This window comes from Mesorhizobium sp. M1273, from assembly GCF_040318195.1.
In the GTDB taxonomy this organism is placed as follows: domain Bacteria; phylum Pseudomonadota; class Alphaproteobacteria; order Rhizobiales; family Rhizobiaceae; genus Mesorhizobium.
Window position 1 is genome coordinate 20,844 of record NZ_JAMYLV010000048.1, and the last position, 20,278, is coordinate 41,121.

General features: G+C 59.3%; 18 protein-coding genes and 2 pseudogenes. 16 read left to right on the forward strand and 4 right to left on the reverse strand.

Annotated elements, in window-relative coordinates; all coding sequences use genetic code 11:
• The first annotated feature begins 108 nt into the window (after window positions 1–108).
• The 15 genes and pseudogenes from NKH30_RS30420 to NKH30_RS30495 all read left to right on the forward strand — a co-directional run bounded on the left by NKH30_RS30420 (window position 109) and on the right by NKH30_RS30495 (window position 16,679).
• Complete coding sequence (locus NKH30_RS30420) at window positions 109–762, forward strand: SIS domain-containing protein (protein ID WP_352542506.1); 654 nt, start codon at window positions 109–111, stop codon at window positions 760–762.
• Complete coding sequence (locus NKH30_RS30425) at window positions 759–2,027, forward strand: HAD-IIIA family hydrolase (protein ID WP_352997814.1); 1,269 nt, start codon at window positions 759–761, stop codon at window positions 2,025–2,027. Before NKH30_RS30420 ends, NKH30_RS30425 begins: the two co-directional genes overlap by 4 nt.
• A complete protein-coding gene (locus NKH30_RS30430) occupies window positions 2,020–3,075 on the forward strand; it encodes an NAD-dependent epimerase/dehydratase family protein (protein WP_352819750.1) in 1,056 nt (351 codons plus the stop codon). The genes NKH30_RS30425 and NKH30_RS30430 overlap by 8 nt, the downstream gene beginning before the upstream one ends.
• A gap of 33 nt (window positions 3,076–3,108) precedes the next feature.
• On the forward strand, window positions 3,109–4,191 hold the full coding sequence (locus NKH30_RS30435; protein ID WP_352819748.1) for a GHMP family kinase ATP-binding protein: 1,083 nt from the start codon (window positions 3,109–3,111) through the stop codon (window positions 4,189–4,191).
• 106 nt (window positions 4,192–4,297) lie between these two features.
• Window positions 4,298–4,831 carry a dTDP-4-dehydrorhamnose 3,5-epimerase gene (gene rfbC, locus NKH30_RS30440; RefSeq protein ID WP_352473828.1) on the forward strand — a complete coding sequence of 178 codons (534 nt, stop codon included), beginning with the start codon at window positions 4,298–4,300 and terminating at the stop codon, window positions 4,829–4,831.
• A 45-nt stretch (window positions 4,832–4,876) separates the two neighbouring features.
• Window positions 4,877–6,214 carry an NAD(P)H-dependent oxidoreductase gene (locus tag NKH30_RS30445; protein ID WP_352819746.1) on the forward strand — a complete coding sequence of 446 codons (1,338 nt, stop codon included), beginning with the start codon at window positions 4,877–4,879 and terminating at the stop codon, window positions 6,212–6,214.
• A gap of 45 nt (window positions 6,215–6,259) precedes the next feature.
• Window positions 6,260–7,036 (forward strand): phosphatase PAP2 family protein, encoded by a 777-nt coding sequence (locus tag NKH30_RS30450; RefSeq protein WP_352997816.1) that lies wholly within the window; start codon window positions 6,260–6,262, stop codon window positions 7,034–7,036.
• A 720-nt stretch (window positions 7,037–7,756) separates the two neighbouring features.
• On the forward strand, window positions 7,757–8,455 hold the full coding sequence (locus tag NKH30_RS30455; RefSeq protein WP_352819742.1) for an FkbM family methyltransferase: 699 nt from the start codon (window positions 7,757–7,759) through the stop codon (window positions 8,453–8,455).
• 460 nt (window positions 8,456–8,915) lie between these two features.
• Window positions 8,916–9,986, forward strand: coding sequence for a GDP-mannose 4,6-dehydratase (gmd, locus tag NKH30_RS30460; protein WP_352502827.1), 1,071 nt, complete (start codon window positions 8,916–8,918; stop codon window positions 9,984–9,986).
• 1,099 nt (window positions 9,987–11,085) lie between these two features.
• Complete coding sequence (locus tag NKH30_RS30470) at window positions 11,086–13,386, forward strand: AGE family epimerase/isomerase (RefSeq protein ID WP_352997818.1); 2,301 nt, start codon at window positions 11,086–11,088, stop codon at window positions 13,384–13,386.
• Between the two features lie 74 nt (window positions 13,387–13,460).
• On the forward strand, window positions 13,461–13,817 hold the full coding sequence (locus tag NKH30_RS30475; protein ID WP_352819738.1) for a GYD domain-containing protein: 357 nt from the start codon (window positions 13,461–13,463) through the stop codon (window positions 13,815–13,817).
• Window positions 13,818–14,270: 453 nt separating this feature from the next.
• Window positions 14,271–15,101 (forward strand): PA3715 family protein, encoded by an 831-nt coding sequence (locus tag NKH30_RS30480; RefSeq protein ID WP_352981079.1) that lies wholly within the window; start codon window positions 14,271–14,273, stop codon window positions 15,099–15,101.
• Between the two features lie 124 nt (window positions 15,102–15,225).
• Window positions 15,226–15,774: a class I SAM-dependent methyltransferase gene (locus NKH30_RS30485; protein WP_352819735.1), complete on the forward strand. Its 549-nt coding sequence runs from the start codon at window positions 15,226–15,228 to the stop codon at window positions 15,772–15,774.
• Window positions 15,775–15,903: 129 nt separating this feature from the next.
• Window positions 15,904–16,121, forward strand: a pseudogene (locus tag NKH30_RS30490) (cupin domain-containing protein); the annotation flags it as partial.
• 69 nt (window positions 16,122–16,190) lie between these two features.
• Window positions 16,191–16,679 carry a hypothetical protein gene (locus NKH30_RS30495; protein ID WP_352637760.1) on the forward strand — a complete coding sequence of 163 codons (489 nt, stop codon included), beginning with the start codon at window positions 16,191–16,193 and terminating at the stop codon, window positions 16,677–16,679.
• Between the two features lie 842 nt (window positions 16,680–17,521).
• Here the strand turns inward: NKH30_RS30495 and NKH30_RS30500 are convergent.
• A pseudogene (locus tag NKH30_RS30500) lies at window positions 17,522–17,761 on the reverse strand (DUF982 domain-containing protein); the annotation flags it as partial.
• Window positions 17,762–18,044: 283 nt separating this feature from the next.
• On the opposite strand from NKH30_RS30500, the gene NKH30_RS30505 reads away from it, so the two are divergent.
• Window positions 18,045–18,239, forward strand: a complete 195-nt coding sequence (locus NKH30_RS30505; protein WP_352997820.1) for a hypothetical protein — start codon at window positions 18,045–18,047, stop codon at window positions 18,237–18,239.
• 217 nt (window positions 18,240–18,456) lie between these two features.
• Here the strand turns inward: NKH30_RS30505 and NKH30_RS30510 are convergent, their stop codons facing one another.
• The 3 genes from NKH30_RS30510 to NKH30_RS30520 all read right to left on the reverse strand — a co-directional run bounded on the left by NKH30_RS30510 (window position 18,457) and on the right by NKH30_RS30520 (window position 19,573).
• Complete coding sequence (locus NKH30_RS30510; protein WP_352997822.1) at window positions 18,457–18,684, reverse strand: hypothetical protein; 228 nt, start codon at window positions 18,682–18,684, stop codon at window positions 18,457–18,459.
• Between the two features lie 159 nt (window positions 18,685–18,843).
• Window positions 18,844–19,038: a hypothetical protein gene (locus tag NKH30_RS30515; protein ID WP_352981439.1), complete on the reverse strand. Its 195-nt coding sequence runs from the start codon at window positions 19,036–19,038 to the stop codon at window positions 18,844–18,846.
• A 307-nt stretch (window positions 19,039–19,345) separates the two neighbouring features.
• Entirely contained in the window at window positions 19,346–19,573 is a 228-nt protein-coding gene (locus tag NKH30_RS30520) for a hypothetical protein (RefSeq protein WP_352542989.1), read from the reverse strand.
• Window positions 19,574–20,278: the final 705 nt, after the last annotated feature.

Consider the following 20,278-nt stretch of genomic DNA (forward strand, 5'->3'; position numbering starts at 1 on the left):
GTACCTCCGATGAGCGCCGCCCGCCAGCTTCCCGTTCGGAATAGCAATTGAACTCGAAGTGCTCGCACGCTGTGATGATCGCTCACCATTGCAGCAATCGAGGGTGGCATGACAGAGCTCGCGATCGATCAGGGAGTGACGGCATGTCGCAAATCTTCGCGGGATGATGCCCTCTGGTTGCAGCCTAAAGAATTCACGCAGGATTATCTGGCATCGCTTTGCATCGCATTGGCGCAGATCGATACGGACGCCGTGCAGGAGGCGATACAGTTGCTGCGCGCCGTACGCGATGCGGGCGGCACAGTCTTCGTCGCCGGCAACGGCGGCAGCGCAGCGACCGCCTCCCACTGGGTCAATGACCTCGGTAAGGCCACGAAACGCTCGGGAAGGCAGCCAATCCGGGTCATAGGCCTGACAGACAACGTCTCCTGGATGACGGCACTCGGCAATGACGAAGGCTACGAGCGTATCTTTGCCGGCCAGATGGAGAACTTCGCCAAGCCGGGTGACGTGCTCATAGTGATTTCAGCCAGCGGGAACTCGCTTAATCTCGTGCGGGCAGTCGAACTCGCTCGCGAAAGGAAGGTAGCCACCATCGGCATTGTCGGTTTTGACGGCGGCACGCTTAAAGAGCTCGTCGATCAGCCAGTATGGGTGCGGTCCGAAAAAGGCACCTACGAACTCGTCGAGGACGTCCACGCCGCGATCTGTCATGCCATCACGCGATACCTCATCGCCGACCGACCGGAGCGCGGTCAATGAATATTGTCCTGCCGAGCTCGCCCTGCCTGCAAAAGGCAGATGTCGAAGGCCGCGGCTACAGCCGGCCGCGTCAGGCGGTCATCCTGGCCGGCGGGCGTGGCACGCGCATGCGGCCGATCACACTCGATCGCCCGAAACCAATGGTGCCGGTGCTCGGCCGCCCTTTTTTGGAATACCAGATCGAACAGCTGCGGCAGGAGGGGTTCGAAAGGGTTCTTCTTCTACTCGGGTATTTGCCCCATGTGGTGATGGACCATTTCGGCGACGGCAGGAGGTTCGGGGTCAGTATCGAATATGCCGTCACCCGTCCCGACGACCTCACCAGCAGCCGGGTATCCAATGCCCGTCACCTCATAGATCCGTGCTTCCTGCTGCTGTATTGCGACAATTACTGGCCGATGCGCATGGAGCGGCTGTGGCAACGCTTCTGTGCGGCCGGCAAGCCTGGAATGATTACGGTCTACAGCAACAAGGACGGCTATTCACGCGGCAGCGTGATCCTTGATGCGAACGACAATGTGACCGTCTTCGACCGGCTCCGCACCACGCCCGGGCTGCAGGGAGTCGAGATCAGCTATGCCATACTAACCGATCTCGCCCTCGAACTCCTGCCCGACGAGGACACCCTCTTCGAGGAGGCCATCTACACGCCGCTCGCGACGCAGCATCGCCTCGCCGGCTTCGTGAGCGAGCACCGCTATTACAGCGTGGGCTCGATCGAGCGTCTACCCGCGACGGAGCGCTTTATTAGCCGCGAAAAAACCATGCTCGTAGACAGGGACGGCGTACTCAACTGCAGACCGCCACGGGCTCAATATGTGTGTTCATGGGACCAGTGGGAGTGGGTTCCGGGTGCAAAGCAGGCGTTGGCCCTTCTGAACGAGGCTGGCTACCGCATAATCATCATCTCCAACCAGGCAGGGATAGCGCGCGGAGCGATGACCGCCGCTGATCTCGAGGCGCTTCACCAGCGCATGTGCGCCGAGTGCGAAGCCGTCGGCGGCAAGATCGCGGAGATCTACCACTGCCCACACGGCTGGGACGACGGCTGCGACTGCCGCAAGCCCAAACCCGGTATGCTGTATCAGGCACAGCGCGACTTTGATCTCGACCTCACACGCACACTCTTTGTCGGCGATGACGATCGTGACCGTCAAGCGGCCGAAGCCGCGGACTGCCTATATGCGCAAGTAAGCGAGCGATGCTCGCTTCTGGACCTCACCCGTCAACTCCTTTCGAAGCGGAGCGAGGGCAGACATGAATGAACCAACACGCGTTCTCGTCACCGGACACAATGGATATCTCGGTTCTGTCATGGTGCCCGTGTTGCAGGCGGCGGGCTATGAGGTGGTCGGGCTGGATATGGGATATTTTCGTGCGTGCACCCTGGGAGCCGACAATACCAGTGTGCCCGAGATCACAAAGGATCTACGCGCCATCGAACCCCCGGATCTGCAGGGCTTTGACGCGGTGATCCATCTGGCGGCACTCTCGAACGACCCGATCGGAAATCTCAACGCGGATTGGACGAGGCAGATCAATGCGGAAGGAACAGTTCGTCTGGCCACGATGGCCAAGGCGGCGGGCATCCGGCGGTTCCTATTTTCCTCCTCTTGCATCATGTATGGCATGTCGGAAGCCGCCGTCGTCGACGAAACCGCCCCGCTGGCGCCGCAAACAGAATACGCAAGATCGAAGGTTGTTGCCGAAGAAGCGCTGCGCGCGCTGGCGGACGACGGGTTCTCGCCCGTCTATTGCCGCAACGGCACCGTCTATGGTCTGTCGCCGCGAATGCGCTTCGACACCGTGCTGAACAATTTCGTGGGCAGCGCCTTCACCACTGGACGTGTCGAAGTGCATAGCGATGGCACGCCATGGCGGCCCGTGGTTCATGTCCAGGATGTCGCGCGCTATTTCAAATTGATGCTGGAGGCGCCACTACAGGACATCCACAATGAGGCGTTCAACATGGGTGTTGAAAGCCTAAATCTTCAGGTGCGCGAGATAGCGGAGATCGCCGTTGAGGCCGTCGCTGGCGCGCAGCTCACAATGACACCGAAGCTGGGCGCGGATCAAAGGACCTACAAGGCGGACTTCAGCAAGTTCTCACGGACTTTCCCGGATTTCGAGTTTCAGTGGACAGCGCGAAAGGGAGCACACGACCTTTGCGAGGCGTTCCGCTCGATCGCACTTAGATTTGAAGACTTTACCGACAAGCGCTTCACGCGGCTGCGCTGGCTCGATCATTTGCTCAAGGCGGGGATGCTCGATGGTCAGCTGCGCTGGCGAACCGCACAGCCGCGTGTTGCCTAATTTTCATTCCGTCGATTTTCGAGGGGGCAAAATATGGAACAGCTAGACGGGACCAAAGCGGTGGAGCGCCGGTCAGGACTGGACCTTCCGACCATCATCGATCGCGCTGCACAGCGTCTACCGTCTCTCGTCCTGACGCGCACTCCTTTGCGCGTCAGTTTTGCTGGCGGCGGTACCGATCTGCCCGATTTCTACAATCTCGATTGCGGCGCGGTCTTCAGCGCGGCAGTGGACAAGTACATCTATGTCACCGTCAAGCGTCACAGCGAGATCTTTAATGAACCCATCCGCTTGAACTATTCACAGACGGAGCAGGTAAACACCATAGGCGAGATCAAGAACAACATCGCTCGCGAATGCCTGCGTTTCCTGGAGATCGAACCGCCGATTTACATCTCGACGGTCGGAGACATGCCTGCCTCGACGGGCATGGGGGGGTCGAGCTCGTTCACGGTGGGACTGCTCAACGCCCTGCATGCATTCCGGGGAGAACGTGTCACCCCTGGCCAACTGGCCGAAGAGGCATGTCACATCGAGATGGACATCCTCGAGGAGCCGATTGGCAAGCAGGACCAGTATGCCGCCGCGTTCGGGGGCATGAACCTGTTCCGCTTCCAGCCGGGCGGCGCGGTAACGGTCGAGCCGCAGCGGGTGCGCAATGGCGCCATCGAACATCTCTTCAGCAACCTGATGATGTTCTGGACGTCGCATCAGCGGCCGGCCAGTTCCGTGCTGGCAGAGCAGAAGGCGAAAACGTCAAGCAATCTCGATACGCTCAGGCGGATGCGGGACGATGCCTTCATGCTTCAGGAGATCTTTGCGGAGCCCGTCATCGACGTAGAACGCTTCGGTGCCGTCCTTCACGCAGGGTGGGAGATGAAGCGGAGTTTGGCGTCCCGCGTGAGCAACGCGGCGATCAATGGCCACTACGACCTCGCCAGGGACGCAGGTGCGGAAGGCGGCAAGCTGTGCGGCGCCGGCGGCGGCGGATTCCTTATGTTCGCGGTCAAGCCGGAACGCCGGGAAAGTGTAAGACGCGCACTCTCACACCTAGCCTATGTGCCTATCGGCTATGAAGTCCACGGCTCGCGCCTCTTGCATCCGGCGCAAGTCTGATGGCCGTCCTTCGATCGCACAAGAGGACCGCCGGCGCGAGCCACCCTGAGCAGAGGTCGTCGGAGATGCAACCCGACGTGACACTCATTTGACCAATGGATCTACGATGCTTTTCACAAAGACCGATATTCCCGGCGCCACCCTGGTGGAACTGCAGAAATTCGAAGACGAGCGGGGCTTTTTCGCACGCGGCTGGTGTTCGCGGGAGTTTGCCGAGCAGGGGCTTCCGGATCGTGTCGTGCAGGTGAATATTTCATACAACAGGCACAAGCATACACTGCGCGGCTTCCATTACCAGCTGGCTCCCCAGTGCGAGGACAAGATGCTTCGCTGCATCCGGGGCAGCCTGTACGACGTGCTGATCGACCTGCGTTCCCGATCGCCCACCTATAAGCAGCACCTCACGGTGGAACTGTCAGCGGCGAACCAACGGATGCTGGTCATCCCGAAGGGCTGCGCGAACGCCTTTCTCACCATGGAGGACCACTCCGAGGCGACATATCTCGTCTCCGAATTCTACACACCGGCGGCCGAGCGTGGTGTTCGCTGGAACGATCCTGCTTTCGCAGTGAAGTGGCCGGTGGATGCGCCGGCGCTGATTTCTGAAAAGGACCGAAGCTGGCCCGATTATGACCGCTAACCTTTCGCCACCCGACCTTTCGGGAGCAGCACAGGGGAGACGTAAATGTTCATTGTCGACAGGGAGTTGGAGAGGCTCCAGGCTCAGGGGCGGCCAATTCGCGTGGGTATGGTGGGGGCCGGCTTCATGGCCCAAGGCATCGCGCTGCAGATGCTGCGATATGTCCCAGGCATGGAGCTCGTGGCGATTTCCAACAGGCACGTGGAAAAGGCGCGAGATGCCTATGCCGCCGCAGGTGAAGACGACGTGACCGAGGCGACCAGCACCAAAGCGCTTGAGGATCTCGTGGCGCGCGGTCGCCGCTCGATCACGGCCGACCCGATGCACATTTGCGAGGCCGACGACATCGACGTCGTCGTCGAGGCGACAGGCGCGATCGAGTTCGCTGCTCACGTCACAATGCGGGCGATCCGGCACGGCAAGCATGTTGCTCTGATGAACGCCGAACTCGACGGCACGATCGGACCGATCCTGAAAGTGTATGCCGACCGGGCAGGAGTGGTCCTCACCAATGTGGAGGGGGATCAGCCCGGCGTTATCATGAACCTCTACCGTTGGGTCAGGGGCCTGGGCATACGTCCGGTGCTTTGCGGGAACATCAAGGGCCTGCACGATCCCTACCGAAATCCGACGACTCAGGAGGGTTTTGCCAAGAAGTGGGGGATGAAGGCCCCAATGGTCACCTCCTTCGCGGACGGCACGAAGATCTCGTTCGAGAACGCCATCGTCGCCAACGCCACAGGCATGCGGGTGGCGAAGCGCGGCATGTACGGGCCTGTGGTCGAGCCTGGTACCCCGATCCAGGGGGCGGTCGGGTGGTATCCGCTCAATCAGCTCCTCGAGGGGCCGGGGATAGTTGATTATTGTGTCGGCGCCATGCCCAACCCCGGCATCTTCGTTCTTGGCACCACAGAGGATGCCGTCGAGAAGAACTATCTCTCACTCTACAAGATGGGCCCCGGACCGCTCTACTGTTTCTATTGGCCCTATCATCTGTGTCATTTCGAGGTGCCCTCCACGGTCGCCAGGGCCGCAATATTCCGCGATGCTGCGATTGCGCCCCTGGGCGCGCCGACCGTTGATGTGGTGGCCGCCGCCAAGCGGGACCTTAGTGCCGGAGAGATCCTCGATGGCCTTGGACATTACATGACCTACGGGCTCTGCGAGAACGCGCGAACGGTGCACGCCGAGCGGCTTGTGCCGATCGGGCTCGCCGAGGGCTGCCGGCTGCTGCGCGACGTGAAGCGGGACGAGGTGCTCGGCTATGACGACATCGAGCTTCCGATCGGGCGGCTTTGCGACACACTGCGCCGGGAGCAGGATCTTGCCTTCTTCGGCCGCTCTGCAGCCTCCCTGCGCCGCGAGGTTTCTGCAACCGCCTAGTTAGCGGGACTTCAGATGTTCCGCCGCCCGAACCTTAGAGTTGAGATGGCCGAACTGATGTCCGATTTCCATTGCCTGACGCATGCCGCCGCGCTTTGCCTCCTCTTTGTGGGTACGACTTTCCTGGCCCTTAACCCGGATTGGATCGACAGGCCCCTCGCAACGGCCGTCAACACCGTAGCGAGCAATCAGCCCTTCGCCAGCCGGCTCGCTTTCGGTGCCGTCTACCCAACAACCGAGGGCGCTATAGTTGTGTCCTTGCTTTGGTATTGCTGGTTCGCCCATGACGGGCCGGAGTCGAGGGCAAGGCTGGTGAGCGGCGTCTGCGCAGCTGTCCTCGCGGCGCTCGTCGCGCATTTCCTGCAGGGCGCTCTGCCGACGACGCCAAAGCCGATTTTTGACTCCGCACTTGGACTTCATATCCCCGACGTTCTGGGCGACGCTGCCGTTCTGCGCTCAGCGCCGTTCGCCGGCACCCCCGGGTTCCCCAGCGAGCGAGCGGTTCTGTTCGCGGGTCTAGCGATCGCCATTCTTCCTGTTCGCTTCGAACTCGGACTCCTCGCCCTGGCCTGCACCTTGGTGGTAGAGCTTGCGCGAGTCTACTTGGGGCTGCATTACCCGACCAATGCTCTGGGTAGCCTCGCCTTGGCCGCCACCCTGGTATGGGTAGCACAAACGCACCCGAGCCTTGAACTCGGCGCCCTGGTTCTCCGGTGGGAGCGCGGCGCCCCATCAAGCTTCTATCTGTGCAGCTTTCTGGCCTCATACCTTGTTGTTGCGTTCCAGGCGTTGCGCGAACTTGCCAAAGGGCTTCTGCAATAGGAACTGGTGTGAAGCCGGCCAGCGACATGACGTGCATCGCCGCGCTGAAGCGTCATCTTGGCCGGACAACAACAATCATGCTGAAGGTGTTCGCAACAGCGGCGGATTACCTCAATGAAGCGGATTAGGCATCCGGCAAGCTGGATAAGGCCGCTCTACGGCTTCCACTGGCCCTACTACCTCTGCCATTTTGAGGTAGCCAGCACACTGCGCGCGCCGCGCTGTTCGACAAGCCCGATCTCTTCGCTCGGCGAACCCAAGGTCAATTTCGTTGCAACCCGCCAAGACCGATTCGAACTGCCGGCCCTTCCTGCGTTCAGCTCCGCAACGAACAGGATTGCCACTTCTTTGGCTCCGCAGTGGCCGGCACGGCCCCGGGGACGAGGCGACTCGTGAGCCGGCGCTCGCAGCGGGCGGCTCCTACTTCCTACGCGGTAGGGCGACGACGTTGGCCGAGCCCAAGGCGATGCTCCGCAGCATCTGTTACGAACGCCGAGCGACGGGATTACCTCCTTTTGTTGGAGCGCCTGCCACAATGACACTCTGGTCGCGGGAGGGAATCGATATAAAATTCACAGGTCGATAGCCGCTCCGCGTTAGGCCAGACTGAACCCCATCTGGCGCTGTTGTCTATTTTGGACACAGTGAGGACGGCGGACACAGTGAGGACGGCGCAGTCAAGCGGAACAGCTACTAAGAATAAGCCAAAGGCAACCATTGATGTACAATCCAGATGGGCTCCGGTATTGTAAGCGAGTTGTAAGAGCGGCCTTAGGATTCGATCATCTTCTCCGGCCCGAATGCTCTATTCCTACACAAAAACTCGGCTCCGCATATGGAGGTTGGGTCGTTGCGGTCGAGCCTCTTCTAGCTGCTTCCTCCCCTATTGTTCTTTCCTTTGGCTTAGGGGACGATATTTCATTTGATCTGGAAGTCAGCAAAGTATTCGGTGCAAAGGTCTTTGGGTTTGATCCGACTCCGGCCAGTCTTGACTGGATTGCCGCTCAGGAATTACCCCCCACTGTGCGGATCTACCCCTTGGGAATATCTAATTTCGACGGGGAGCAAACGTTTGCTGTGTCCGAAGATGACACACGCAGCAATTTTTCCACGAAGTTGGTTACAGGCAAGAGCATTGTCTGCAACGTGAGGCGTTATTCTACTATCCTGGATATGCTCGGACTGGCAACTGTCGATGTGCTGAAACTCGACGTCGAGGGGGCAGAGCACGACGTCCTTCCAGAGGTGCTTGGATCTGATGTCTTACCGAGACAGATTCTCGTCGAGTTTCACCACTGGTGGCACCGCACTCCCGTGGAGCAAACCTACCGAACAGTGGAAGCGATAAAGGGCCAGGGTTACACCCTGTTCCATGTTTCTCCTGCGGGCCACGAGTTGTCATTTTTGCTGACGCGATAGCAAGCCTTACGAGAACTTTCGACAAGCCGCCGTCGGTGGCGGGATCGTCGGCAACAACCTGACGCCACGCTTGCCAGGTGACCCGAGACCCGTTTCTCGGCGGCATCGCCCGCGCCGCACTGATCAGCCGACCCACATGTTCGGCATTGCCGACGGCAGCATGGCCGGCATGCAGCTCCCGGAGAAGCGGTGGCGCAAGCGCTTGTGAAGTGACGGCTCGCGGCAGGGCGGCTACGTCCATGCCATAGGAGCATAGGCTGAAGAGGCTAGCCAAGCAGAAAGGGACGCACGGGAAGTAGCTGTGACGGGCATTGAGCGGTGGGGATTACCTCTTTTGCTGGCGTGCCTGCCACAAAGACACTCTGGCAGAACAAGGCACTTTCGCCTTTCGTTAGAGGAGTGTGGGGCAGACCGTCGGTCGACGAGGCCACCACAGCCCTCAAGGATTGGATGGGACCCGATGACAGATCGCATTGCGCTCATAACTGGTGTGACCGGTCAGGACGGTGCCTACCTTGCCAGACTGCTGCTGGAGAACGGCTATACTGTCCACGGACTGAAACGCAGATCCTCCTCCTTCAATACCGAACGCATCGACGACATCTACGTCGATCCGCACGAACCGGACGCACGCTTTTTTCTCCACTACGCCGACCTGACCGATGCGACCAATCTCATTCGCATCGTTCAGGAGACGCGCCCTACCGAAATCTACAATCTGGCGGCCCAAAGCCATGTCCAGGTAAGCTTCGAGACGCCTGAATATACCGGCAACGCCGATGCCCTTGGCACACTCAGGCTGCTTGAAGCCATCCGCATCCTGAAGATGGGAGAGCGGGTGCGCTTTTATCAGGCATCAACCTCCGAGCTGTTCGGCAAAGTCCAAGAGGTGCCCCAGACGGAGAAGACGCCGTTCTACCCGCGCTCTCCCTATGCGGCGGCCAAACTCTATGCCTATTGGATCACGATCAACTACCGTGAAGCGTACGGAATGTTCGCTTCCAATGGCATACTGTTTAATCATGAAGGCCCCACGCGCGGCGAGACGTTTGTGACCCGCAAGATCACACGTGCGGTTGCAGGTATCGAGCGAGGCTTTCAGTCCGCCCTCTATCTTGGAAATCTGGATGCGAAACGCGACTGGGGGCATGCTCGCGACTATGTGGAGGGCATGTGGCGGATTCTTCAGCACGCCGAGCCAGACGACTTCGTCCTCGCCACGGGCGAAACCCACTCGGTTCGAGAGTTCGTAGAGCGTGCCTTTCGGGCAGTCGGCCGCGTCATCGTCTGGGAAGGTAAGGGGGTGAACGAGATCGGCCGGGATGGCAAGACAGGAGAAATCCTCGTCCGAATCGACCCACGCCATTTCCGTCCAACGGAGGTCGATCTCCTGATGGGAAATCCGGCGAAAGCCCGCTCAAAGCTCGGCTGGTCGCCTAAGACGACGTTCAGCGACCTCGTGGCGGAAATGGTGGCGGCCGATCTGAAACGTCTGGAGCGAGAGCGCTGGCATAGGGACAGTAGCGTCTAGAAAGCGCCACCGGTCATGAACAACACTTACCGGCTCCGTGATGTGCGTCTTGGCAGCATCAATATCGTCGCAAACGCGACCGGCAAGATCGTGCCAAGCGGGCGCACCAGCCTTTAGAGAGGGGCGTTGTCCGCGCTACCCACGTGCGCGATGGACAGAGCGTGAAGGCTGGCGACCTTCTGTTCGATTTCGACCCGACCATGACGCCGACGAGGAGCGTCAGCAAAACGATCTCCGTTCGGCCGACCTCAACACGCCGCTGCGCGCGGAGCCGCAGACGATCCGCTTGCCGCCTTCGCGGCCGTTCCGGAAAATCGACTTGGCACGCCGGGAGTTGCCGGTCAGCGTCCCTTGTTGACGTTCTCCGACTCCAGAAAAGCGCTTGGTTCACCTCGCTTTGGGAGTATTTCGGCCTAGGCGTGCCTGCAACTTCACGAAAGATAGACGCCGCCAATTCTAGACCTATGGGCCTGCGCCTTTGGCAGCCTGGGCGGCAGCCGCTCTCGTCCTGTCCACGAATGACATCTCTCATTCCGGCGAGATCTGCCATCGGCGGTTGAACGCCAGTTCCGCGTGAGGTATCGATCTCGCGGGCGTGCGTTCGGGTACTCGCCGTTTGCGTCGGTCCAATGAGAGCGCGGCCTAATCCGTCATTCCTTCTCTGAACAGACGACGTTTCGCTGACTCCTTGAAAGCCTTGAGAGGCGAGCCAGCCTCCGAAATGCCTTTCGTCGCCATTCTCGCGGAACCGGAACTTGAACGCGGTCACCGGCATGTTGCAGCCCAGCCCACCCTTGTCGTCAGCCCGAGCAGCACGCACGAGACATCCTTTCGGTCGCCGACAGGCATGCTCCTATTGGACTAGGGGGTGCCAATCGGGGCGTTAGGGCTACCCCAATTCATGAAGGAGCCTCCCGCCCGGCAGCGTGCTACGTCTGTCTGCGCAAGAGCCGAGCAAAATGCGTGACCCAGGACACAGTCGGACAAGCCAGGCCGAACGCATTCGGCTTCGTCGCGAGATGTTCGGGGCTGTCGATGCCGTGCTGCGCCGCAATCCAGAGGTCGGAGCCTACAACCAGAAATTTGAGGGGACTGGATCATGCCGGAGCGGATCGTCAGTTTTGTGATGAGCGGGGGCGTCGGCTCGCGGCTGTGGCCGCTGTCGCGCGAAGACAATCCCAAGCAATTCCATGACCTTTCGGGCGACGGCTCGATGCTTGCGAAGACTGTCCGACGCCTCAAGGCGCGCTCGGACGGCGAGACGCCGATCTATCTGATAGCCTCCGAACGGCATGCCGACCGCGTTATCTCGGACATCGGTCCGCTCGGCCTGAACGGGGGCAGACCGATTTTCGAGCCCGTCGGCCGCAATACCGCCGCTGCGGTGGCCATAGCCACGTTGCAGACGATCTCCGAATATGGCGGTGACGCGCTTGTGCTCGTGGTGCCCTCCGACCATCAGATATCGACCGAAATGCAGTTCTGGCAAACCGTCGAGGCGAGCATGCCTGCCGCCGATTCAGGAAGCATTGTCGTATTCGGCATCAGGCCGACCCATCCTGAAACCGGGTACGGCTACATCGAGGTTACGGCAAATGGTGACGGCGGGGCCGCCGTTTCACATTTTGTCGAAAAGCCCAATGCCGAGACGGCCCGCAAATATGTGGCTTCGGGAAGATTCTACTGGAACGCCGGCATCTTCCTGTTTCGTGCCGACACGATGCGGAAGGCATTTCTCGAGTTCCGGCCAGACATCTGGGACACCGCGGAACGGGCCCATAAGGCTGCACGGACGGACGTCTTGGGCATCTACCTGCCCCATGGCTTCTATTCGGCTGTCCCGTCGACGTCGATCGACTACGCAGTCATGGAGCATGCACGCGGTATTGCGATGGTTACGGCTTCCTTCCGCTGGAACGACCTTGGATCGTGGCAATCGCTGCTGGAAGCCAGCCCGACGGACCGCGACGGCAATGTCGTAATGGGCGACGTTGTCGCCATGGATTGCGGCAACTCCTATCTCAGAAGCAAGGGCAGACTGCTGACAGTCATTGGAATGAAGCATGTGGCGGTGGTCACGACACCGGACGCGGTATTCGTCGCTCCTGTCAGCCACAGCCAGAACGTGAAGAAAGTCGTCGAACAACTCGAGAAGAGCGGACGCCTTGAAACGAAGTTCACAGGGTCGGATGACCGGCTCATCATCAGCGGGTCATGGCGCAAGCGGGTCGAGCACTGGCTCTTCAACGAAACCTTGCCGCTGTGGTCCACTGCAGGTGTTGACGATGCGTATGGCGGCTTCCACGAGGCGCTCGGTTTCGATGCAAGGTCGTTGGGCAAACCCAAGCGCATGCGGACGATGGCTCGCCAGATTTACGCGTTCGCGGTGGCCAAAGAACGCGGCTGGGTTGGACCGGCCGACAAACTCATCGACCACGGCATCGAGTTTATCGCCAAACACGGCCGCACCGAACGCGGTGGCTGGGTGCGCATCCTTAATTCCAATGGCAGCGTGGCTGACCCGACGGAGGACGCCTACGACCATTCCTGCGTGCTCCTGGCGCTTGCCCATGCTCACCGATGCGGCCATCAGGATGCCCTGCAGCTGGCACAAGAGACCTTCCATTTCATCGACACCCATCTCGAGGACGTCAGTCTGAACGGCTTCCTCGAGACCCCCGGCTGGAAGGGGGTGCGGTTCTCGAACCCGCACATGCACATGCTGGAATCCTTCCTTGCCTGGCATCGCGTCACCGGCGAGCGTGCATATCTCCGTCGGGCGGCACGTGTCGTCGATCTCTTCCGGTGCCATTTCTTCGATCAGGAGAGCTGGACGCTTGGGGAACATTTCGATGTCGATTGGCTACCGTTGTCGGGAGAGGAGGGACAGTGGACCGAACCAGGGCACCATTTCGAATGGGCCTCGCTCCTCATCGATTTCGCGCGGGCAAGCGGGCAGAAAGACTTGGCAGCCTATGCAAGGAAGCTCTATTCGTCGGCGATCGCCAGCGGATTGAACCGGGCCACGGGCTTGGCTTATGCAGCCGTGTCGCGGCAGGGAATTCCCTTCGACCGGCTCTCCCGCAGCTGGCCGCAATGCGAAGCCGTCAAGGCGGCCGTCGCCCTGGACGGCATCGGCGGGCCTGATCTGAAACCTGAGATCGAAGCTCGTGTTGCCCGCCTCTTCAAATGGCATATCGATCCCGCACCGCTAGGCTTGTGGATCGACAGAATTGACGAGCGCGGAAGGTCACTGGCGACGGAGGTGCCCGCGAGCATTTTCTACCACCTCGTGACGGCGTTGATGCAGTATCTGGACAAGACCGCAGGGCAAGTCGAACCTTTCCCGCTGCCAGCTTTGGATGTGAGCAAAAGCGTTGCGATGCAGGGTTACGGCTGACCAACCGTCCGCCATAGCTCCGTGTTGGTCAAACGACCAATAACGAAACTAGTACAAGATCGGGAGGAATACCCATGAAAGTGACAATCCTGGGAAACTGTCCGCCCCATTCCTACAAGGGATTGATGCAAGGCTCAGACCGAGAAGCTGCAATCAAGGCGGTTTTGGAAAGCGTTGGTGGCAAGGTATGCGGTATGATGTTTACTCGCGGCGCCTATGATATTGTCATCAATGCTGAGGTTCCGGACCAGGCCAATGGGATGGACCTAGCACTGGCGGTCCGGGCAAGCGGCTGGATAAACGAGCTAGTTGTCCTGGAAGAACTCGACATGAAGGCGGCGCTCGCAGCCGCCAAAAAGGCTGCCGCGTTTACAAGCCCGCCGGCTGATTGGATAACTGGCTGTACATTGAAGGCAGCACGGTTCCGTTGAACGCGCCGTGCTGCCAAGTCTCAAGGAAAGACACGCTGCGGTTTCGGAAAGCCGAAGCAGGCGCGGCATTGGTTCTGCTTTGATACCGCCGACAGCGAACGCGCCCGGCTCACGGGGCCCTAGAAGGTGCGCTTGACGGACCGGCGAGGTCCGGTTTTGTAAAGGCTTCTTCTCGGAGCGCTTCTTTATCTAATCGGAGCGCGACAAGGCAATCGAGATCACATTGTCAGTATCTGTTTCAGGTAGCTCGAACAGCATTGGCAAAAATTGGCCGCTCGGGCGGCGTTCTCATGATCACCGTCCCTAAGGGTGCTCGGACTTTACGACTTTCCAGGATACCTATGGTCCTGACGCAGCGGGTGGTGCTATCCGTCACTTCCCTGCCCTGTGCGCCGCCACCAATCTCGCGTAGAAGGGCCCTGGCCGAACCCGGCCCTGCGACGCGAGAACTCCATGCGAATAGTGTTGCCTGTCCTGTTGCTCGGCGCCGCCCTTGCCAGCCTGTCGCCCGCCAAGGCCGCGGCGGGCGATTGCGGGGATGCCGCCGCGCTGGTGCAGCAGGCCTATCCCAACGCCCGAAAGAGCGCCGACGGCACCTCGTTCACGCTTGAACCTCATACTAGCATCACCTCAACGTTCACGGAGAGCGAAGCGCCATTTGGCCTGGTCTGCAAGATTTGGCCCGCCCATGTCGACCTGCTGTTGGTCGCAGTGCCGCTGATTGACAGCGCTAACAGCGACCACCTGCATGTCGGCGATATCGAGCTTCTGGTCGTCGACAGGAATACGCTGCGCGTGCGCCAGCGCCTGCTCCAGCCCGGTCTGATGACCGATGACGCGATTGTCATCGAGAAGGTGGAATTCGACACCAGCCGCTATGCACTGGCCCCCAATGTCAGCGCATTCGGCCTGCGCATCGAAATGGCGCACCATTCGCTGACCGCTCCCTTCACTGAAACCGACCTGCGGCTATACGCTCTCACCGGCGATACGCTACGCGTGGTGCTCGACGGCCTCGTGGTGGCCGGCTCTGGCGGCGATAGCGATGGTAGTTGCGCCGGATACTTTCATTCCAGCCAGGTCAGCCTGGCGATAAGCCCGGCGCGCCATCATGGCTATCACGATATCACCGCGATTGAGCGGTCGAATACCGATAATCCCTCCCCCGACCATAGTGGCGAATGCCAGTCCCATCCTGGCAAGCCTGCGAAGCGGACCTACTGGATGCGCTATGATGGCAGCCGCTATGCGGTTCCCGCGGCACTCAAGGTGATGGGGTTGTGAGGCGGCCGCACACGTCCCTGCCTTGGTTCGTCAATGTCATCAATTCCAGTTGAACGGGTATCGACCGTTAATTCTCTCGTGGTAGGAGGCGCTCAAGGGGGCTCTTCTCAAAGGAGCTGATGATTTGTGGTGGTCAAGATTCAAAAGGGGTTTTGCCGGAACGTGGGACGACAGACTTGACGGGCTATTCTCCGCAAAGGTCGACTACGCCGGAAAATCCATTCTCGATGTTGGCTGCAATATGGGTGTTGTCGCCTATGAGATATCCAAGCTGAAACCCAGCTCGATCCACGGGATCGACATTGCCAAGCCGCACATCGAGACCGCAAAGATGTTGTTGAGTGGCTCCCCGGTACATGCCAGGTTCGATCGCCTGAATCTTGGCAGCCGGCGCCTCGGCAATATCCTTCTACCGAAATACGATATCGTCCTGCTGCTGGCCGTCTATCAGCACATGCAGCGCAACATCGGCCCAGGCAAGGCGCGAAGGGTGCTTTCCAATATTGTGAGGCGCACCTCGAACGTCGTTGCCCGCGTTCCGCCTGGAACGGATGGCGAATTCATCGAAACGCTTTCTGACGAGGGGTTCCAGGTCAAGAGCACTCACACATCGCCTCTTGGTAGTCATGTGCTCGTGCTTGAGAAACCCGCCTTACGAAATCCGCAGCCATAGAGATGACATCCATGTGGCAGCAGCGGGCGCAGACCCGCTGCCTGCCTGCAACGCAGTCCCGGGAGAGCCCGATTCGCCGGCAGAAAGCACCTTGCGGATGGACGTCGGGCCTATGCCTTTGACATTGAGGTTGACTCCGCAGCCGTGCTGGAAGAGCTTTTCAAGGCCAATGGCTGGAGTAGCGGCTGGCGGGACGGCATCTACCACTACGTTCATTACCATTCCCGCAAAAATGAAGTGCTTGGGGTTGCGCGCGGAACCGGCAAGGTTCGGTTCGGGGCAACAGGGGCCGTACATTGTCCTTGAAGGCCGGCGACGTGGCAGTTCTTCCGGCCGGCACCGGTCACCCAGTTGGCCGTCCACGGGAAGTCTCCCGGTCTATGGGAGGAAGCGCCGCTGGTCTCAGTGTGGAAAAAATGAAGCTTGAAGATGAAGTCCGCCACGTTTCCGAAGACTTGGACGATGATGTACTGAGTGACGCTGTGCGGGCGCTGCATCGTCGGGTTAAGATCGTTCATGATTTCGATATCCCATACATTGCTGGCTACAGCAAAGATGGCAGGACGATTTATATCGATCGCCATATGCCTCGCACTATGGATTGGAAATCGGCCAAGGTCCGGCTTGCCCCATTTCTGCTAACGCACGAGATCGTTGAAAAGGCGCTCCTGGACAAACTCGGGCTTCATTACCTGCACGCGCATCAGATCGCCCTTCGAGCCGAACGCGATGCCGTGAAGGCAGCGGGTGTTGGCTGGTCCGCTTACCAGGCCGTCAACAAAAAGAACGAAAAACCGATCTCCGAAGAGAAGCTCAAGAAGATTCCCAAGGATCTTGACCTGACGCCCTACCGCGACATGAGTGACTTTTCAACGCTAGAGCGTCTGCTGAAGGCGCAACGATAGTCGGACAAGCCAATGGGTCCTCGCTTGCCAGTTCCATGACCGCCGCCATGCTGCAGAGCCGACGATGCTCTTTGTTAGATTCGAGCCCGGCCGAGAGTAGGGCTTTCAGTCGCAGATGCTAACGAGGCAGTAGGTTTCCTTGTTCCTTGGCCGTTTCGAGAAACGCCCCGCGGACCACTTCGCGTTTCACCTGATCGATCAAAGGCATGCTGGCAGAGCTGCACTGCGCTGGGCCATTTGGGCCACGCTGCTTGGTCCTGTGCAACAGTTGCTCAGCGGCTCGGCGGCCCGCTCGAAGTCGTTGCACTGATAGGCAATGCCAGGACAGGTGGTCCTTACGGACACTGGCGTCAGGATAGGCGCTTAATTTGAGAAGCTGGAAGGTGGGATGCTATCGTATTAGCGCGAAGGCCGTGTATCCTTTGAAATTCCATGCGCTGTGCAACTTCTCAAATAATACCTGCGTAGCCACTATGTGAATTGAAGCCGAGGACGATGACAACCAGCCGCGCGGCCTGGCCGAGCGCCACGTCCGAAGGACGATGGAGGCCGCCAACGCGTGTCCGAAAATTGTAGCATACTTCGGACTCATACCTTGCGTTTGTCCGAAAAGCACAGCCGGACGGGACCGCCGAAGCGGCGAAAGCGACCCCCGCGCCTCCTATCCGAAGTCAGAGAGAACCAGAGAGGACCCATAAGAGGAACTTAAAGCCGCAAGAGCCCGCCGACCAACCCCGTTTAGCCGCAGCTAACGGAACGATGTAGGCCCTCGCGGGTTTAGAGGCGGCAGCGGATTCTTCGTGATGTGCAGCCGCTGTAGGGGGGTCCGTCGCCTCTCTTCCTCACCGGCGGCGGGCCCCTTTCGCGAAGGCGGTGTTGGTCAGAGAATCTTTACCGCCATCCAAGTTAGCTAGTTGCCATTGGGGGGAGTAACGTCCCCTCCTCTTTGCAGCAGCCAGGAACGCCTTGCGAGCCTTCTCAGGTTCCATCTCGTCGAAAATCACGGCCATGCAAACACGCACCGCGACGTCCCACAAGGGCCACGCTTGGTCCAGTTCATCAGTTCCTCGCCGGCTGCCTCGGCGTTGTTGACATTGCGGATGATCCCGAGACGCTCAGTCTTGACAGGGATCGGAGGGTTGAACCAGTGGGTTGTCATGTGGGGAAATGTCGGGCAACTATGGAATTTTGTCGGCCGATTCCAGCTTCCGCAGCTCAGACTGCTCTGAAAGCTCCCGCGCCAGTGTGGCAAGCGTCGGTGTCAGAGTTGGTTCGCCTACAAACCTTAGGAGCCTGCGCAGCTTCCGGCAGTAGTCTTCCGAACTGATCATCCCTCGGAAGGCACGTCCCCTACGCAGCATGGCCATGAGGGTCACTGAAGCTTCCTTCTGGTTCGTCGAAGGCCATAGAAGCCCGCGCTGCCAAAGTGGTGGCGCTCCAATCAACCTCGACCTGCTCTCGCCGCTCAAGCTCCTGCAACAATGCAGCAAGGGACGCCGGCAGTTTCTCGTCGACTTCGAGACCAAGCCTGTTGCGGAGCATCTGACGATTATCTTCTGAGCTGATCAGCCGTTGAAAGGCTGTCCTGCTGTTGGTCGTGCCGGCATAAGGTCGTTCCCACATTCGGTCTGAAACACTTTCGTTGTGAAAGGGTTCCGAAGGGGAAGCGAATAATTTGGTGAGAATCTCTGAGCCGGGATTGGACGACCAGCTCGCGCGAAGTTCCCCGTGCCCCTCTCGATCTCATAGAGGGTTGAACCAATGGGTTGCCATGTGGCTATTCGCGAAGGTCGAACGCGACGAACAGGCCAAAGGCTGGGCCAATCTCGATAATAAGCTCGACCAGCGCGCAGTCACTTTCCACCAGATGCGGCCCGGCTCGGCGCACCGCTGCGATGGTCTCTTTCACGGAGATGATTTGGCCGCGACCGGCTTGTAAGATCAGCTCTTTAACAAGCTTATGGGCAGTCACTTTGCTCGGTCGGCAGTTCGTCCAAACGTTCATACTAGGCCTCCCACCTCAGCGAGAACCCACGCGGAACATTCATGATCCTCTGTCGGGAAAAATCAAGAAGAATGTTTGATGGAAATTTCTTAGCGGGAACCAGAGAAACAAGTACGGAGCGAGCCTCTGTACTCTTCCGCTTTGAGCTCAGCCAGCCCGCTAAGGGACTTCTTCGGTCGGCCCCTCTTTGGCCCGATCAATAGCCGCAAGTAATGACTGTAGGGTTGGCGGCAGTTCTGGTTCGACCCCCAGATTTAAGAACGTTTGTACGTTATGACGATAGCCCTCGGAACGGATCAGTTTCCGAAACGCTTCGGAGACAGACTGATGGTCTGCTTTGTTGCTGGTTGCCATGGAAGTCCCTCCCAATGAGCCGCAACTCGCCCGCAACGAATGGGTTCCATCAGGACGTCGGAATATTAAGTATAAATTTCTGAGCGGGAGATCGGATAACTGGCTCGCGCGAAGACCCTCCGTGCCACCTTCGTTTGCCGCAGCATTATCCTCGCTCTTTGAACTGAAGATTCGTGTCGGTCTGGCGTCGGCGTTGCACATCGTGAACGTTGGAATGCTTCTGTCCAATGTTTGCTCACGCTGCCAATAGGGCAGGCTCTTGCGGCAGGGTGCCGCAAGGCCGCGACGAATGAAACGCCGGCCCAGTTCAACCCGTGCGACGTCGTTCAAAGCTGGGGGGATCGATCTCCATCAAGCGGTCTGCGGCCTCGACCGCAGTTCGTATCCTGCTGCACAGCGCGAGATTTTCGGCCAGCATTTCTTCAGTACGTTGAAGCGCGAGCTCGGTCCGGTGGATGCGCTGCCTGGCATTGGCAACTTCCGATGTCAAAATATCGACCGCTATCCCGTGGCCGTGGGGTTCCATAGTGTCCATGGGTTTCTAATACATGGGGGGCGATATCGTTCCCTGATGTCGGGCGAAACGGCGGGCCGCAGAAAAGCGCGATGGGCCGAATGACCAATGCACTCCCTGTCAAAACAGCGCCAGAAACAGGCGAACGGCTTCGGCCGCTCTACCTGCCACGGGCAGAGGCGATCACGGTCCAGAGGGTCATTGATCTGTTCAGGCACGACTACAGCGCAAGCGACGACACACTCAGGCGGCTGGTGATCAAGCCCCGTCTTCACAATCAGACAATGCCCGGCGCTCCGTCGAGAATAAGCGCTCCCGGTTTGGCTATGGCGCTCGCCGGCGATGATGGCGCACTTGCGCGGTTGAGGCGGGACGATCGCGAGCACCCGCACAACTCGGTATTTCAAGCGGCTCGGCATCCCGCGACCCTGACCTGTTATCAAAAATTATGCTCGCGGCGACTGTCTAAAGTAGACATTAAGTAGATGTCGCGGCTCGACAGGGCCCCATACATGCCCATACGTGCGGAATTCCTCGACGAGGCCGCGCGTGCGATTCTCTTGCCTCGAAACAGGGGCCGGAGATTAACGGGAATGAGGTTTATCGTAGTCACCCCTGGGCCCTAATCGATTGCCTGTCGGATCGAGGCCGAGCAGCTTCAATTCCTCCAGATCGAACACTGAACTACTTGACCCGTTGCCTTCTCGCGAACTCTTTCGAAAACAC

Coding starts and splice junctions, on each gene's coding strand:
- NKH30_RS30425 (WP_352997814.1), top strand. CDS start 759: ATGAATATTGTCCTGCCGAGCTCGCCCTGCCTGCAAAAGGCAGATGTC.
- NKH30_RS30450 (WP_352997816.1), top strand. CDS start 6,260: ATGGCCGAACTGATGTCCGATTTCCATTGCCTGACGCATGCCGCCGCG.
- NKH30_RS30480 (WP_352981079.1), top strand. CDS start 14,271: ATGCGAATAGTGTTGCCTGTCCTGTTGCTCGGCGCCGCCCTTGCCAGC.
- NKH30_RS30445 (WP_352819746.1), top strand. CDS start 4,877: ATGTTCATTGTCGACAGGGAGTTGGAGAGGCTCCAGGCTCAGGGGCGG.
- rfbC (WP_352473828.1), top strand. CDS start 4,298: ATGCTTTTCACAAAGACCGATATTCCCGGCGCCACCCTGGTGGAACTG.
- NKH30_RS30470 (WP_352997818.1), top strand. CDS start 11,086: ATGCCGGAGCGGATCGTCAGTTTTGTGATGAGCGGGGGCGTCGGCTCG.
- NKH30_RS30495 (WP_352637760.1), top strand. CDS start 16,191: ATGAAGCTTGAAGATGAAGTCCGCCACGTTTCCGAAGACTTGGACGAT.
- NKH30_RS30510 (WP_352997822.1), bottom strand. CDS start 18,684: ATGAACGTTTGGACGAACTGCCGACCGAGCAAAGTGACTGCCCATAAG.
- NKH30_RS30435 (WP_352819748.1), top strand. CDS start 3,109: ATGGAACAGCTAGACGGGACCAAAGCGGTGGAGCGCCGGTCAGGACTG.
- NKH30_RS30420 (WP_352542506.1), top strand. CDS start 109: ATGACAGAGCTCGCGATCGATCAGGGAGTGACGGCATGTCGCAAATCT.
- NKH30_RS30515 (WP_352981439.1), bottom strand. CDS start 19,038: ATGGCAACCAGCAACAAAGCAGACCATCAGTCTGTCTCCGAAGCGTTT.
- NKH30_RS30475 (WP_352819738.1), top strand. CDS start 13,461: ATGAAAGTGACAATCCTGGGAAACTGTCCGCCCCATTCCTACAAGGGA.
- NKH30_RS30505 (WP_352997820.1), top strand. CDS start 18,045: ATGAGGGTCACTGAAGCTTCCTTCTGGTTCGTCGAAGGCCATAGAAGC.
- NKH30_RS30520 (WP_352542989.1), bottom strand. CDS start 19,573: ATGGACACTATGGAACCCCACGGCCACGGGATAGCGGTCGATATTTTG.
- NKH30_RS30455 (WP_352819742.1), top strand. CDS start 7,757: ATGTACAATCCAGATGGGCTCCGGTATTGTAAGCGAGTTGTAAGAGCG.
- gmd (WP_352502827.1), top strand. CDS start 8,916: ATGACAGATCGCATTGCGCTCATAACTGGTGTGACCGGTCAGGACGGT.
- NKH30_RS30430 (WP_352819750.1), top strand. CDS start 2,020: ATGAATGAACCAACACGCGTTCTCGTCACCGGACACAATGGATATCTC.